Annotated in this window: 14 protein-coding genes; 3 read left to right on the forward strand and 11 right to left on the reverse strand. The window is 58.5% G+C overall.

What is annotated here, in order from left to right:
• Nucleotides 1–39 precede the first annotated feature (39 nt).
• The 8 genes from Q4E11_RS09160 to clpS all read right to left on the reverse strand — a co-directional run bounded on the left by Q4E11_RS09160 (nucleotide 40) and on the right by clpS (nucleotide 6,191).
• A complete protein-coding gene (locus Q4E11_RS09160; protein WP_303165329.1) occupies nucleotides 40–741 on the reverse strand; it encodes a non-canonical purine NTP pyrophosphatase in 702 nt (233 codons plus the stop codon).
• Nucleotides 738–1,499 (reverse strand): ribonuclease PH, encoded by a 762-nt coding sequence (gene rph / locus Q4E11_RS09165; protein ID WP_303165330.1) that lies wholly within the window; start codon nucleotides 1,497–1,499, stop codon nucleotides 738–740. The genes Q4E11_RS09160 and rph overlap by 4 nt, the downstream gene beginning before the upstream one ends.
• 88 nt (nucleotides 1,500–1,587) lie before the next feature.
• The gene (locus tag Q4E11_RS09170) at nucleotides 1,588–2,364 is read right to left on the reverse strand and encodes an MBL fold metallo-hydrolase (RefSeq protein ID WP_303165331.1); all 777 of its coding nucleotides are present in this window, start codon (nucleotides 2,362–2,364) and stop codon (nucleotides 1,588–1,590) included.
• Between the two features lie 79 nt (nucleotides 2,365–2,443).
• Complete coding sequence (gene murI, locus Q4E11_RS09175; RefSeq protein ID WP_303165332.1) at nucleotides 2,444–3,271, reverse strand: glutamate racemase; 828 nt, start codon at nucleotides 3,269–3,271, stop codon at nucleotides 2,444–2,446.
• Between the two features lie 68 nt (nucleotides 3,272–3,339).
• Complete coding sequence (locus Q4E11_RS09180) at nucleotides 3,340–3,945, reverse strand: rhomboid family intramembrane serine protease (RefSeq protein WP_303165333.1); 606 nt, start codon at nucleotides 3,943–3,945, stop codon at nucleotides 3,340–3,342.
• A 167-nt stretch (nucleotides 3,946–4,112) separates the two neighbouring features.
• Entirely contained in the window at nucleotides 4,113–5,243 is a 1,131-nt protein-coding gene (locus Q4E11_RS09185; RefSeq protein WP_303165334.1) for a P1 family peptidase, read from the reverse strand.
• Nucleotides 5,244–5,298: 55 nt separating this feature from the next.
• The gene (locus Q4E11_RS09190; protein ID WP_303165335.1) at nucleotides 5,299–5,850 is read right to left on the reverse strand and encodes a DUF2017 domain-containing protein; all 552 of its coding nucleotides are present in this window, start codon (nucleotides 5,848–5,850) and stop codon (nucleotides 5,299–5,301) included.
• Between the two features lie 47 nt (nucleotides 5,851–5,897).
• The gene (gene clpS, locus Q4E11_RS09195) at nucleotides 5,898–6,191 is read right to left on the reverse strand and encodes an ATP-dependent Clp protease adapter ClpS (protein ID WP_303165336.1); all 294 of its coding nucleotides are present in this window, start codon (nucleotides 6,189–6,191) and stop codon (nucleotides 5,898–5,900) included.
• Between the two features lie 81 nt (nucleotides 6,192–6,272).
• Between clpS and Q4E11_RS09200 the strand changes: the two genes are divergently transcribed.
• From Q4E11_RS09200 to Q4E11_RS09210, 3 genes are all read left to right on the forward strand, one after another.
• A complete protein-coding gene (locus Q4E11_RS09200) occupies nucleotides 6,273–7,583 on the forward strand; it encodes a nicotinate phosphoribosyltransferase (RefSeq protein WP_303165337.1) in 1,311 nt (436 codons plus the stop codon).
• A 15-nt stretch (nucleotides 7,584–7,598) separates the two neighbouring features.
• Nucleotides 7,599–9,641, forward strand: a complete 2,043-nt coding sequence (locus tag Q4E11_RS09205; RefSeq protein ID WP_303165338.1) for an ATP-dependent DNA helicase — start codon at nucleotides 7,599–7,601, stop codon at nucleotides 9,639–9,641.
• A 142-nt stretch (nucleotides 9,642–9,783) separates the two neighbouring features.
• Nucleotides 9,784–11,361: an AMP-binding protein gene (locus Q4E11_RS09210; RefSeq protein ID WP_303165339.1), complete on the forward strand. Its 1,578-nt coding sequence runs from the start codon at nucleotides 9,784–9,786 to the stop codon at nucleotides 11,359–11,361.
• Here the strand turns inward: Q4E11_RS09210 and Q4E11_RS09215 are convergent.
• The 3 genes from Q4E11_RS09215 to ctaD form a co-directional block, all read right to left on the reverse strand.
• Complete coding sequence (locus Q4E11_RS09215; protein ID WP_303165340.1) at nucleotides 11,358–12,137, reverse strand: peptidyl-tRNA hydrolase; 780 nt, start codon at nucleotides 12,135–12,137, stop codon at nucleotides 11,358–11,360. The genes Q4E11_RS09210 and Q4E11_RS09215 overlap by 4 nt on opposite strands.
• Nucleotides 12,137–13,429 carry a phosphoserine phosphatase SerB gene (gene serB, locus Q4E11_RS09220; protein WP_303165341.1) on the reverse strand — a complete coding sequence of 431 codons (1,293 nt, stop codon included), beginning with the start codon at nucleotides 13,427–13,429 and terminating at the stop codon, nucleotides 12,137–12,139. The genes Q4E11_RS09215 and serB overlap by 1 nt, the downstream gene beginning before the upstream one ends.
• Before the next feature lie 223 nt (nucleotides 13,430–13,652).
• The gene (gene ctaD / locus Q4E11_RS09225; RefSeq protein ID WP_303165342.1) at nucleotides 13,653–15,353 is read right to left on the reverse strand and encodes a cytochrome c oxidase subunit I; all 1,701 of its coding nucleotides are present in this window, start codon (nucleotides 15,351–15,353) and stop codon (nucleotides 13,653–13,655) included.
• Nucleotides 15,354–15,523 lie beyond the last annotated feature (170 nt).

Genomic DNA, 15,523 nt, shown 5'->3' on the forward strand with positions numbered 1-15,523 from the left:
CGCTTTAGCGGCTACGGCAACGGTTAAGCCGGACGCCGCTTAGGCGAATTCCGGCAGTCCAGCCAGAATCTTGAGCGCCGAAGCCAGCGCACGCAATGCACGCCCCCTGTGGCTGTGTGCGTCCTTGGTTTCGGCGCTTAGCTGTGCTGCGGACAAAGTGCCCTCAGCATTACCGCCCTCACCCACCTCCGGTGCAAAGATTGGGTCGTAGCCAAAGCCATTTTCGCCGATAGGCTCACGCAGAAGCTTGCCCGGCCAGCGGCCCTCCACAAACAGCAAGAGGTTGCCGGAATCATCGATGACCGCCGGGAAACCGGCGTCGGAAAGCGCGGCCGGTACCTTGCCGACACCCGGAATCACCAGCGCGCAGGCACTGCGGAAGGAAGCACCGCGGCGCTCATCTGGGCAGTCAGCCATCTGCGCTAGCAGCAGCTTATTGTTTGCGGCATCGTCACCATGAGCGCCCGACCAGCGGGCAGACAGCACACCCGGCATTCCGTTGAGCTCATCGACGCTGAGGCCAGAGTCATCCGCCAAACAGGCAAGACCGGTATGGCGAGCACCCTCGAGTGCCTTCAGATGGGCGTTGTCGACAAAAGTGCGACCGGTTTCCGGCTTTTCTTCGTATTCTTCGACGTCGCGGAGCGACAGCAGCTCAATCGAGTCGATGTTCTCGGCCTTCAAAATACGGTCGAGTTCTTCCAGCTTCTTGGCATTGCGCGTAGCAACTAGCAGCTTCACGGCAGCTCTCCTGGGTACGGAGCGCGCAGAACTTCCTGCTGAATGGCGATGAGTTCACGAAGACCCTTTTCAGCGGAATCGAGCATGGCATTTAGCTGGTCGCGGTCGAAAGTGCCGTCCTCGCCAGTGCCCTGGATTTCCACAAACTTGCCCTCTGCCGTCATGACAACGTTGAGGTCGACCTCAGCGCGCGAGTCCTCCTCATAAGGAAGATCCAGGCTGACGCGACCATCGACAATGCCGACAGAGACGGCGGCAACCGGGGCCTTCAGCGGTGCACCTGGCACGGCGCCGGCTGCGTGTAGGTAGGTCAGGGCATCTGCCAGCGCAACATATGCGCCGGTAATGGAGGCGGTACGAGTACCGCCGTCGGCCTGCAGCACATCACAGTCGATATTGATGGTGTTCTCGCCGAGTTCCTTCAGGTCCACAGCTGCACGCAGGGAACGGCCAATCAGACGGGAAATCTCATGAGTGCGGCCCTTGACCTTGCCCCTCATAGATTCACGAGGCATGCGCTCATGGGTAGCGGCAGGCAGCATGGAGTACTCGGCGGTCAGCCAGCCCTCACCGGTATCGCGCTTGAAGCGCGGCACCGACTGCTCTACGGAGGCCGTACACATCACACGAGTGTTGCCGAAAGTCACCAGCACGGAACCTGCTGGGTTATCGGTGAAACCACGGGTAATAGTCACCTTGCGCATCTCATCGAGCGCACGGCCGTCTGCGCGACGGAAATCGGAATCAGCTGTAGTCATAACCACTACCCTACCGCCCGGCGCGGAGACGCCGCGACAAAAGCAGCAGTCGGCCTACCGCCACGGATCCATCCAGGACTGGTAGGCCTCAAAGCTCCATGCCCAGGTAGGCCAGCTCCACTTCGCCGTCGAAAGTTGTCTTCGCCGCACGCAGTGCTTCATTGCCATCGCTGTACGGCGGGATGTGTGTCAGTACCAGACGTTTTACCCCTGCCAGGCTCGCCGCTCTGCCAGCCTCATAGCCGGACATATGCATGTTCGGCGGATTGCCCTCTTCGTTACTGCACCACGTGGCTTCGCATACGAAGACATCCGCATCTCGAGCCAGCTCCACCAGCTGGTCCGTCCACGCACTGTCGCCGGAGTAAGCGAAAACCTGTCCATCGGCTTCAATACGGTAACCGACCGTAGGCACCGGATGAATCATTGAATATGGCGTGACGACGGCACCTCCGTCATCAGGGTGTCCACCGACGTTGAAGGACTCACCAGGGTGGCACACAATCTGTTCAAAGGTGTCATCCAGATTTGCGTCGTCCTCATTGCCCATAGCTGCACACATCACGCCAATGCGCGTGTGGATATCGCCAGGGCCAACAAGCAGATTGCGGTTTTTTGCAGGGGCGGTCGGGTGGAAGCGACGCCACACCAGAAGACCGGGAATATCCGCAGTATGGTCTGGGTGGACATGCGTCAGCAACAAGTCGCACGCAGCTGGGTCTGCGACTTTTTGCAATTCCACAAGGACACCAGGGCCCATGTCCATGGCAAAGGTTCGGCCATTATCTAGCTCGACGAAGTAGCCAGATGCTGGCGCCAATGGGCCGCCCATACTGCCCGTACATCCCAGAACCTTCAATCGCATACTTCAAGCTTGCCATGTATCTACCCAAAGTAGAGACAAAAACCAGTCGACTACACGCCATCAATAACAAACGTCACATTTAGGCATGCATAGTGACCTGACTAATACATGGGCCGAGGAAGCGCTTGGCCAAAGTAGCAAAAACCTGGGGGTCACCAGTGGATTCAAAGGTTCTAACCGGGTTGGGATTATTCTCCGGATCGGCGAGCATATCCGTCTCAGTGAGGATGCGCAGCACGTCCTTGGACGTTTCCTCTGCGGAGGAAACAAGCGCCACATCCTCCCCCATGGCCAACTGAATGACACCAGAGAGCAATGGATAGTGCGTGCAGCCAAGCACCAACGTGTCAACTCCCGCCGCCTGCAACGGAGCCAGGTATCCCTCGGCGATACCCAAAATCTGGCGGCCCGAGGTGATACCGCGTTCCACAAAGTCCACAAACCGCGGGCAGTCAACTGCAGAGACCTCCACGCCCGGCACGGCATCAAACAGATCCTGATAAGCGCGCGAACGAATAGTCGCGGCAGTGCCAATTACGCCAATCTTGCCGTTGCGGGTCGTCGAGACCGCTCTGCGCACAGCAGGCAAAATTACCTCAACAACCGGGATTGGGTAACGCTCACGTGCATCCCGCAGAAATGCCGCCGACGCGGTGTTGCAGGCAATGACAATCATCTTGCAACCGCGCTCAACCAAATCATCGGCGATAGCCTCCGCATGACGTCGAACCTCGGCAATACGCAGCGGACCGTATGGCCCATTGGCTGTGTCACCGATGTACATAATCGACTCATGTGGCAGCTGATCCATGATTGCGCGAGCCACGGTCAACCCGCCAACACCGGAGTCAAAAATGCCGATTGGTGCCGTTGGGTCCGGAAAACCGCTGTCCTGCGAAGCGTCCACGGTTACTTAAAAACTCCTCAATCCACTTGCGCCCACTGCGCTACGCGCGTGTCTATCGAGTATCTATCTTAGGCAGACCGCTGACGACCACGCTTAAACATGAAGGCCGCCCAGATACCACCGAGCGCGCCGAAGAGGTGCATCTGCCAGCTAATGGCCATCTCCGTTGGGAATACGCCCCAGACCAGACCGGAATACATCGATGCCAAGATAATGCCCAGAATGATTTGCAGTATGCGGCGGTTGACGAAACCACGCACAATCAGAAACGCCAACCAGCCATAAATGAGGCCCGAAGCACCGATGTGGACACTATAAATATCACCCACAAGCCACGTACACGCACCGGAGACCACCGTGACCAAAAGCGTGACTTGCCAGAACAGGCGTTTCGACGACAGCGCAATCAGCCCGGCAAATAACGCGCCGGGCAGTGAATTGGCCATGATGTGCGAGAAGTTAGCGTGCAACAGTGGTGCCGCAAAAATACCCCACCACGCCGACGTATCGCGCGGCCGAACGCCGAAGTTATTGAGGCTGTCGAAGAATATGAAGTGATTAACCAGGAAGACCAGCCAAATGACAACCAAAAAGCCGACCGCGGTGCTGATAGCGGCGCTCAGCCCGCCATCGCGATCCTGCGGCATCAGCTGATTGCGCCGACGGTTTTGCACGGGACCACCCGTGTACGGGCTGCCTGAAAACTGGCTGCCCTGATAAGGGTTCCCCGCATACTGTGGAGAGTAATTCGGGCTCCAACCCGGATTCTGGGAAGGCATCGTAGGTGAATTCTCCTCACATATAGAGGCCGGATGTTGCTTCCGAGCCTAGTCCTCACACCCTATTTCGCGCGCATCTCCGACACGGCCGCAACTCCTGCGCGCCCGGATGCACTGAGCACTGCATCAACAATGGCCATTTGCACCGCGTCAGCTGCCATCGCCGTCAACAGTGCCACAACCTCCGGATCGAGTCCCTCTGATTCAGCCAAATTTCCCGTACTAAGTGCAAAGAGCGTGTCACCGTCCATCGGCGCATGCGCAGGTCGGATTGCCCGCGCCAACCCGTCATGGCCGCACATTGCAAGTCGCTTGAGCTGAGCCGTTGAAAGCGGCGCATTGGTCACCAGTGTTCCAATCGTGGTGTTACGCGTGCTTTGCGACGGCTGCCCTTGCCCGGCCTCCTCGGTCAACACTTTGGTCCGTCCGACGAAAACCTCATCCAATTTGGCAAGCGCTTCGCGGCTGACTCCAGCGGCCGTGGGCATGCCGTAAAGGTGACCTTCATCATCGATAACCGCACCAAAGGAGTTCACCACCATTGCCGCGGCGACGAAGTACTTGCCATCGGCCGAGGTCACCTTAGCCTGCCCGAAACCACCTTTGATGGCACCGGCCATAGCGCCTGTACCAGCACCGATAGTACCGGAGGGCGAGGCGGCGGAGTCGTCGTCAAGCGCGTGCGACAGTGCTTCTCGTCCAAGCTGCGCGGTAGGCAGCGTGGGCTCTCCGAGCAGGAGATCGAAAATGACGGCGCCGGGGACGATGGGCACCAGGATGTCAGGGCGTGTCGGGGTGATTTCGAAGCCGATGCCGCGGTCGCGCAATTCGCGCATGACGCCGTCGGCGGCGGCCAATCCGAATGCGGATCCGCCGGCGAGCACGATGGCGTGGGCTCGTTCGACCGTGTTTTCCGGGGCGAGCAGGTCGGTCTCGCGCGTGCCGGGACCTCCGCCGCGCACATCGACAGCGCCTGTGGCACCACTGGGGGCGGCGATGACGGTCACACCTGTGTCGCCTTCGCTCGCGTGCCCGATAGAGATACCGTCAATATCGGCAAAACTACCTGGGCCAGCGGTGATGCTAGTGCCGAACGCACTGCTACTGGCGTGGCGGGCAACATCGGCAGCGGGAATACCAAAAAGGCCCGTGGCCGGCGAGGAGCTTTCGGAATTGTTAGGGGAATTGTTCATTGTCGACCACGGCACCTTTCGAGACGGTTAGTGTCTTTAAGCTGCGGCAGGGACCCTACTCACCCATGAGCTGGTCAAGCAGCGACTCCTGGTTGTACGACAGCCACTGATACATCGCATCAGCCTGTTCAATCTGCTCGATGGAGCCCTGCAGGTTCTCCATGGTTACGTGCAGGTAAATACGCAGATCATTGATTCCAGCGACCCATGCGTGTGCATCGCTTTCGGAAATCGAGACCTGCCCGGATTCGCTCGGCTCCAGCGCATCGATGATGGCCCGCAGGGAATGCAGCTTGCTCTCTACAATTTCAGATTCATGCAGTTGGCGCATCAGGGCATTTTCGCCCTCCACGCTCTCCGCATCCGGCTTGGCAAAATCCGGCAATAGGCGTGCCAGCCGCGGGTCAGCAGGAGCTTCCGAGTGGCCTGTCGGCATACCCGTCAATTCCGCCAGCTCATCCTTCGGAGCCGTGCGGGCACGATCCATCAGTGAATCCGCCACGGTCGCCGCGAGATTTAACAGCAAATCCCGCTCCGTGCCCTCAAAGGTAGTGACGTACTTGACGCCACCACCGAGGATGGACCGCTTGCGCTTCCAAGGACGCATGTAATTTCTCTCCCGCTTTTAACAGTATTGGTTTAGACAGTATTGCTTTAGTCCGCCTGCTCCATTGTCGCCCACAGACCGGCCTTGTGGAGCTTCTTGACGTCTGTCTCCACCTTGTCACGTTCGCCTGAGGACACAATTGCCTTGCCCTCTGTGTGCACCTTCATCATCAGCGCATGGGCTTTCTTGCGATCCATGCCGAAGAGCATCTGGAACACGTAGGTGACATAGCTCATGGAATTAACCTGGTCATCCCACACAATGCACTGCCAGGGTCGATTCGATTCCGTCACGACATCGGCATCCATGGTGGGCATCGGTGTTGCTGCTGGCATGCTCATAGGCACCAGGATAGTACGGACTTACACGCTGGGGTCGGAACGGACTGCCCGCGCACGGGTTCGGCGACTAGACTGTTCTGCGTGATTGATAAGCATTCCTCCACCGCCCTTCTCACCGATAAGTACGAACTGACGATGCTGCAGGCCTCGCTTGCCGACGGCACCAGCGAACGACAGTGCGCCTTTGAGGTATTTGGCCGTCGCCTTCCCAATGAGCGCCGCTACGGTGTTGTCGCTGGCACGGCTCGTGTGTTGGAAGCTATTAAGAATTTCCGGTTCACCGAACAGCAGCTGGAATCACTCGACTTTCTCGATGAGCGCACGCTGGATTACCTGCGCAATTACCGCTTTACCGGCCACGTTGACGGCTACCGCGAAGGCGAACTCTACTTCCCTGCTTCCCCGATTCTGGCTGTGCGTGGCACCTTTGCAGAGTGCGTGATTTTGGAAACAGTAATTCTTTCCATTCTCAATGCCGACTCCGCAATTGCGTCTGCGGCAACTCGTATGGTCACTGCCGCAGGTGGCCGCCCGATTATTGAGATGGGCTCGCGCCGCACCCATGAGGAAGCCGCAGTCACCGCGGCACGTGCCGCATACCTGGCCGGCTTCAGCGCCACCTCCAACCTGGAGGCTGCAGCACGCTACGACATTCCAGCTTCCGGTACCGCTGCTCACGCATGGACACTGCTGCACACCAACCCTGACGGCACTCCGAATGAAGCAGCCGCCTTCAAGGCACAGGTGGATGCACTGGGAATCGAAACCACGCTGCTGGTGGATACCTACGACATCACCGAGGGCGTCAACACTGCAATTGAGGTAGCCGGCCCAGAACTCGGTGGCGTTCGAATTGACTCCGGTGACCTCGGTGTTCTGGCCCGCCAGGTACGTCAGCAGCTGGATTCACTCGGTGCCCACAACACCAACATTGTGGTGTCCTCCGATCTCGACGAATTCGCAATTGCTGCCCTGCGTGCGGAACCAGTTGATGCCTACGGTGTGGGCACCTCTGTTGTCACCGGCTCCGGCGCACCGACTGCGGGTCTGGTCTACAAGATGGTTGAGGTCGACGGTGTGCCCGTCGCCAAGCGTTCCCTGGACAAGCGCAGCCACGGTGGCGTGAAAGCGGCGATTCGTACGTGCCGTCGCTCGGGTACGGCGGTGGAGGAGATTGCCTTCCCACTCGGTGCGGAGATTCCCGACGTTGGCAATCTGCAATACCGCGATTTGACCATTCCGATGATGCGCGACGGTGAGATTCTCGACGGTCTGCCAACCCTGGAGGAGTCTCGAAAGCACCTGGTAGATGCACTGGTGAGCTTGCCGTGGGAGGGCCTGGCGCTCTCTCGCGATGAGCCGGTGCTGTCTGTCCGCTTCCACGGCGTGTAAGCGGTGAGTGAGCCTGTGTCAGATAGGTCAGATAGCACGGAGCACCCCAGCGTTCATGACCTCGACTCCATCGAGGACCTGCTCGGCGCGGCCGTGAAGGGACTCGGCGGCACCACCCGCCCCAACCAGGTCAAAATGTCCCGCGCGGTTGCCTCAGCATTTGCTCGGGAGCGCCACCTGGCAGTGCAGGCCGGTACCGGTACCGGTAAGTCGCTGGCCTACCTTGTTCCTGCAATTGTGCAGGCCATGGAGACCGATGAGCCGGTGATTATCTCGACTGCAACAATCGCGCTGCAGCGTCAGCTGGTGGAGCGCGACTTACCGCGGCTGGTTGAGTCCTTGGAGCCGCATCTATCGCGGACACCCACGTTTGCGATTTTGAAGGGTCGCTCGAATTACCTGTGCAAGTCGAAGGTGGGAAATGTCATCAAGGACCCTGTCTTTGATGATGACGAAGATGCCGCCGGCATCGATGCCTCCCCCACCGCACTGCTCAGTGAGGCGCAGCTCAGCCGTACTGCGGCCGAGGTGATGCGCCTTCGACAGTGGGCCAACGACACCGACACTGGCGATCGCGACAGCCTGGACAAGGGTGTTTCCAACGAAGCGTGGCGTCAGGTCTCGGTCACGGCGCGCGAATGCGTCGGCGCAATCTCCTGCCCTTTTGGCGAGGAGTGCTTTGCCGAAGCCGCTCGCCGCGAGGCCAGTCAGGTCGACATCGTGGTCACCAACCACGCGTTGTTGGCTATCGATGCGCTCTCCGATGCCATGATTTTGCCCCAACATGACTGCGTCGTCATCGACGAGGCCCATGAGCTCGACGCACGCATCACGTCTGTGGCAACCGACGAACTCTCGCCCGCCGGCATCACCATGATGGCCAGGCGTGCCCGCAAGTTCGGCGCCGCCGAACAGGTCGACGATGTCATCGACGCCACCGATATGCTCGGCGAAACCGTCGCATCGCTTGCCGACGACTACTCCGGCGCGCTTGAGGAAATCCCAGGTGAGTTGGGAATGGCACTCGCTTCGCTCCGCGACAACCTGTGGCAGCTGCAGACGACTCTTGGCACCGCCGGGTCCGGATCGTCCGGTTCAGACTCCAAGGATTCCGACAACACCGAGCGCCAGACAGTTCGCGCCGCGGTTGAAAACATGCATGACACGGTCGTGCGGATTTTGGAGTTCGACAGCGACGATGTCATCTGGCTCGGCGATAGTAAGTCAATCTTTGTCGCACCGCTGTCCATCGCGGCGCTTCTGCGCGAACGACTCTTCGGCGAATCCACCGTTGTGCTGACTTCTGCAACGCTGGCACTCGGCGGAAAGTTCGATGCCATGGCCGCGGCCTGGGGGCTTCCCTCCGGAGTGTGGGACGGCCTTGACGTCGGCACACCCTTTGACCCCAAGAAATCAGGCATTCTCTACGTCGCGCGCGACCTGCCTCGCCCGGGCCGAGACGGTGCCACCCCACAGCAGTTCGACATCATGGAGCGTCTCATTCGCTCCGCCGGCGGACGCACGCTTGGCCTCTTTTCCTCGCGCCGCGGTGCAGAGGCCGCTGCTGAGGAGATGCGCAAGCGTCTGCCTTACGACGTCCTGTGCCAAGGCGACGACTCCATCGGCGCGCTGGTCGATCGCTTCGCCGCTGATCCCGAGACCTGCCTGTTTGGTACTCTCACCCTGTGGCAGGGCGTTGATGTACCCGGCCCCAACCTGTCGTGTGTGATTATTGACCGCATTCCGTTCCCACGTCCTGATGATCCGCTGCTGTCCGCACGATCCGATGCCGCCAATGCGGCAGGGCGAAACGGCTTTATGGAGGTCTCGGCAACCCATGCCGCGCTGCTAATGGCACAAGGTTCCGGTCGCCTACTGCGCCAAGTTGATGACCGCGGTGTCGTTGCAGTGCTGGATTCTCGCTTGGCCACGGCGCGATATGGTTCCTGGATTGCGGCCTCGATGCCTGACTTTTGGCGTACTACTGACCTCAATGTCGCTGCTGGTGCGCTGACAAGGCTGACGCGGGACAGCTTACTCGGCAGTCATTTCACATAAGAAATGATATTTTTCCCAAAAACTGCACGAACTGTCAGCGCACCTACTACTGTGATGTGAAACACAACGAAGCTAACACGGTGATCCTTTTCCAGGGATTCATCTGAAGCCTGACGCACGTGCAGAAAGGTTGTTTTCCCCTATGCCGCTGACTAGCAGTCTTCCCAACATCGATATTCCGGAAACCTCTCTATTCGACTTTCTGTTTGGCAAAATTGAGCCTCGGCACAAGGACAAACTCGCAGTAGTTGACTCCGGCTCAGAAGTAACTTTCGGGGATTTGAAGTCCAGCATTGAGGCCTTTGCGGGCGCTCTTGCTGCACGTGGAATTAAAAAGGGCGATGTTGTTGCCCTGCACTGCCCTAACTCCACTACCTTCGCAGTGGCGCTGCACGGTGTTCTTCGCGCAGGTGCAATCTGCACGACTGTTGCCTCGCTGGCAACGGCAGAAGACATCGAAAACCAGCTACGCATCTCTGGCGCGAAGATGATGCTCACCACATCTTCGATTGGTTGGGCCGGCGCCAATGGTGCTGAGGCTGCCGGGCTCCCGGAAGACAAAATCATTGGCCTGACGGGGCTTCACGGCATGGGCGAGCTGCTTGCTGAAGGCCATGCGGCACCAAATGTAGACGTTTCTCCCGATGACGTTGCTGTCATTCCGTTTTCTTCTGGCACCACTGGCGTGCCAAAGGGCGTCCAGCTCACACATCGCAATCTCGTTGCCAACGTGGCTCAGGCAGGAGCAGCAACCGTCGAGGCATTGGATGAGACAACCCCGGCGGTTACGATTTTGCCGTTCTTCCACATCTACGGTTTGACGGCTCTGCTCAACCTTTGCCTCTGGCGACGCACTACCCAGTACACGATGGGCAAGTTTGATTTGCTGGATTTTCTATCCATCATTTCGGAGCACAAGGTCAAGTTTGCGTTCATCGCACCGCCAGTTGCGGTTGGGTTGGCCAAGCACCCTGCGGTTGACTCTTTCGACTTGTCCAGCCTGGAAGTTATCTTCTCCGGCGCAGCTTCGCTTCAGCTGGATTTGGCGGAGCAGGTGGAAAAGCGTCTCGGCTGCATCGTGGCCCAGGGCTACGGTATGACCGAGTCCTCCCCTGCCGCACACATTCGCATCGGCCACGACAGCCCGCTGGATTCCATTGGTCGAGCAGTCCCGAACACCGAGTACAAAATCGTGGACCTCGACACTGAGAACCTCGATGAAATCCCAGTTCCGGAATCGGGACGTTCCAAGTCCGGAGAACTGTGGATTCGCGGCCCCCAGGTGATGAAGGGGTATCTCAACAATCCCGACGCAACGGCTGCAACGCTTGTCGACGGATGGTTGCGAACAGGCGATGTTGCGGAGCTCGACAAGGAGGGGAATGCATACATTGTCGACCGCTTCAAGGAGCTAATTAAGTACAAGGGCTACCAGGTACCACCGGCAGAACTTGAGTCCGTGCTTCTCGAGCATCCAGATATCGCTGATGCCGCCTGCAGTGGTGTCATTCGCTCCGATGGTGAGGAAATTCCGAAGGCATATGTGGTGCTCAAGGATGGAAAGTCACTTACTGCTGATGAGGTGATGGACTTTGTTGCCGACCGCGTCGCACCGTATAAGAAGGTGCGAGTAGTCGAATTCATGGATGAGATCCCAAAGTCGGCAACCGGCAAGATCCTGCGCAAGGATCTTAAGGCCATGGAGGCAGCACGCGCTTAGCTGGCTGCTACTGCCCCTGGTGTAACCGCCACGGTGATCGAGCCTGGGGCAATCTCCGTAAACCCAGCATCCTGGACTTCTACCGCACGTAGCTCTGGCGCTGGCCATTGCTCGTGCGGTATTTCTTTCACATCCAGTTCAAACCCCGTCTGCGCCCAGGCCCACGCATCCTCTGCCGACAGCGTTGCCGCGTATAGCATCGAACCATGCCCAACCTGCGCGGCCACTTTACCGACGGACATGTGCAGGTTCTTATCCACCCAAATCACAGGTGGCGGGAAAGCTCCCTCACCAGAAGCACTGCTTTTCGCGGTAAGGTTGTGCGCCGGGGAATCGTCGTAAGGCAAATCGGTGCCGGAAATTTGTAGTTTGGCAATTTCCGGATAAACCTCGTCGACCGGAGTCGGCACGAGGGCTCGTGCCTGTGCGCCGTCGACATCGACTGTCACGCCGGGCGCCAACTGCGCACGCTGCCAGCCAATATTGCGAGCGCGACGCGAAAGCTTGCGGATGCGCGCGCCGTACCAGGACGTCAGCCCCTCTTGGAACGCGGAAGTGGAATCGCCCGCGCGCTCATCCAAGCAGCACGCGACAACTGCTTTCGCGGAGGCACGCAGCAGCGCTGTCCGCGAGGGACGCTCCTTCTTTGGGATTTCGAGCACGATTGCCATCGCCCAGGGAGTGTCCTCACCGTAATCTTCCCTTTCGGGCTGCGGCAGGAGACTATGGGCGAGGCGGAACCATTCGGGGACGGCCTGTGATTGTTCGTCAGGCACTACTGCTCCAGCGGCACGCGACGGAAGGTGCCGTCCTCACGGTCAGCATCGTCGATTTCATCGCGGGAGATACCGAGCATAAACAAAATCGAGTCCATGAAGGGAACGTTGACCGAGGTGTCAGCGATTTCCTTCAGAGCCGGCTTCGCGTTAAACGCGATACCAAGGCCTGCGACAGACAACATGTCGATGTCGTTGGCACCATCACCCACCGCAACCGTCTGGTGCATTTGCAGGCCAGACTTTTCAGCGAATTCCTTCAGGCTGCGAGCCTTTTCCTGCCTATCGACGACATCACCGATAACCCGACCGGTGAGCTTACCATCTTCGATTTCCAGAGTGTTGGCCTTGTAGAAGTCCAGGCCGAGATCCTTAGCCAGCGGCTCGAGGATCTGGATGAAGCCACCGGAAACAGCGCCACACTTGTAACCAAGGCGCTTGAGAGTGCGGATGGTGGTACGAGCGCCCGGAGTCAGCTCAATCGACTGGCTGACCTCTTCAAGCACGCTAACTGGCAGACCTGCAAGCGCCTTGACGCGCTCGTGCAGCGACTCAGCAAAGTCGAGCTCACCGCGCATAGCGCGCTCGGTAACAGCGGCAACTTCTGCTTCACGGCCGGCGTGAGCTGCCAGCATCTCGATGACCTCGCCGGTGATCAGAGTTGAGTCAACATCGAAGCAAATCAGTCGCTTAGAGCGACGCTGCAAACCGGCGCGCTCAATTGCGATGTCAATGTCCTGATCCTGAGCCAGCTCGGCCAGTGCGGCACGCAGCGGAATACCGGCGCCTGGCTTCGGGTTCGGGATAGAGACCAGAAGTTCCAGACCCGTAACCGGGTAATCAGCGATACCGCGAATGGAGTCGATGTTGGCACCGTAGTCAGCGAGGGTACGGCCGATACGAGAAATGTCCTCAGCATTGACTGGGTTGCCGAGCACTACGAGTGCGTGCGTGGACACGCCGCTGCGTTCAATCGGGGCATCCACATCTACCTTGACTGTCATGCCGTGTGGCTTAAGGGTTTCGATGAGTCCTTCGCGCAGGACCTCCACCTTGTCCTTAGCAACACCGACAAGAGCACCAAGGCTCAGGTTGGAACGGAACACGGACTGCTCGACATCCAGAATCTGCACACCATGGGCAGCAAGGACACGGAAGAAGGAAGCCGAGACGCCTGGACGATCATGGCCAGAAGCGGTAATTAGCACCGGAACAAACCCGGTTGCCAGCGCTACTGAGAGCGAATCGGACGTCGCGGACTGGTCGGAAGAAGAAATTACCTGTTCATTCACTAATCCAGTATCGCATGAACACAATATAAAGCGCTCATCGCATCAGCATTATGAGATATTTCGGGTGAGAGTGTGCGCCAGACGCACGCGTTGTGTGGGATTCCCCACCGCGGAGATGTCCCTATAGAAATGGCGAGGGTCCCACCACGGAAAACCGTGGTGGGACCCTCGCTTCGCGTAGTTATTAACTCAGTAATGCATAAGCCTTGCTAGCCATTAGCTCTTAGAGCTGGCGGCCAACGTGAGCCTCTGCGCGCTGACGCTCAACCATGTGCGGGTAGTGCAGCTCGAAGGCCGGACGCTCCGAGCGGATGCGCGGCATCGAGGTGAAGTTGTGGCGCGGCGGCGGGCAAGAAGTTGCCCACTCCAGGGAGTTGCCGTAACCCCACGGATCGTCAACAGTAACGACCTCACCGTAACGCCAGGACTTGAAGACGTTCCAGACGAACGGGATGACGGACAGACCCAGGATGAATGCACCAACAGTGGAGATCATGTTGAGGGTGGTGAAACCGTCGGTCTCCAGGTAGTCAGCGTAACGACGCGGCATACCTTCGTTGCCCAGCCAGTGCTGAACCAGGAAGGTCATGTTGAAGCCGATGAAGGTCAGCCAGAAGTGAACCTTTGCCAGCTTCTCGTCGAGCATACGACCAGTCATCTTCGGGAACCAGAAGTAAACGCCCGAGTAGGAAGCGAAGACCAGGGTACCGAACAGGGTGTAGTGGAAGTGTGCAACAACGAAGTAGGTATCAGAGACGTGGAAGTCCAGCGGCGGGGAGGCCAGCATAATACCGGTCAGACCACCGAACAGGAAGGTCACGATGAAGCCCAGAGCGAAGATCATCGGGGACTCGAAGGTCATGTGGCCACGCCACATGGTGCCCAGCCAGTTGAAGAACTTCACACCGGTCGGAACCGAAATCAGGAAGGTCATGAACGAGAAGAACGGAAGCAGAACGCCACCGGTCACGAACATGTGGTGTGCCCACACAGCCATGGACAGGCCTGCGATGGACAGGGTTGCGAAAACCATACCTGCGTAGCCGAACAGCGGCTTACGAGAGAACACCGGGATGACCTCGGTGATGATGCCGACGAACGGCAACAGCAGGACGTAAACCTCAGGGTGACCGAAGAACCAGAACAGGTGCTGCCACAGCATGGCACCACCGTTGGCCGGGTCGTAGATGTGGCCGCCCAGCTTACGGTCGTACAGAACGCCGAGAGCAGCTGCAGTCAGGATCGGGAAGATCAGCAGAGCCAGGATAGAGGTAACCAGGATGTTCCAGGTGAAGATCGGCATACGGAACATGGTCATGCCCGGTGCGCGCAGGCACAGAACAGTGGTGGTCATGTTAATAGCCGAAGCGATGGTACCAACACCACCGATACCGACACCGACGATCCAGAGGTCAGAACCGACACCCGGGGAGTGAATCGGGTCAGACAGCGGGGAGTACATGGTCCAACCGAAGTCAGCAGCACCGCCCGGAGTCAGGAAGCCCGACAGCATCAGGATGCCACCAACGGTGGTCAGCCAGAAGCCGAAAGAGTTCAGACGCGGGAACGCAACGTCTGGCGCACCGATCTGAAGCGGGAGAATGTAGTTAGCAAAACCCCAGACGATAGGGGTACCGAACAGCAGCAGCATCACCGTGCCGTGCATGGTGAACATCTGGTTGAACTGCTCGTTGGAAAGGAACTGAAGTCCAGGCGCGAAAAGCTCAGCGCGGATAAGCAGAGCCATCAAACCGCCAACAAAGAAGAACGAGAAGGACATAATGATGTACATAATGCCCAGCTTCTTGTGGTCGGTCGTGGTCAGCATTTCCCACGCCCAGCTGCCCTTACGCTCATGTCCGAACGGCTGCGGCCGTTCCGGCGCTACAACGCCTTGATCTGGACGAGGCGCTACTGCAGTCATTCTTCCTCCTTACTACGCGAAGTGTTCCTGTAACCCACTACAGGAAATTTAAGTTTTGTCCTTTGAGAATAGTGCAGGCGGGTACACGACGGTAAGCCCACCTACCGCTATGTGCCAGATTGTAGTCTGAACCTGGGAAAAAGTTAAGGCCTAGACATTTTCCTGGCCAT

The organism is Corynebacterium sp. (assembly GCF_030532195.1).
Classification (GTDB): domain Bacteria; phylum Actinomycetota; class Actinomycetes; order Mycobacteriales; family Mycobacteriaceae; genus Corynebacterium.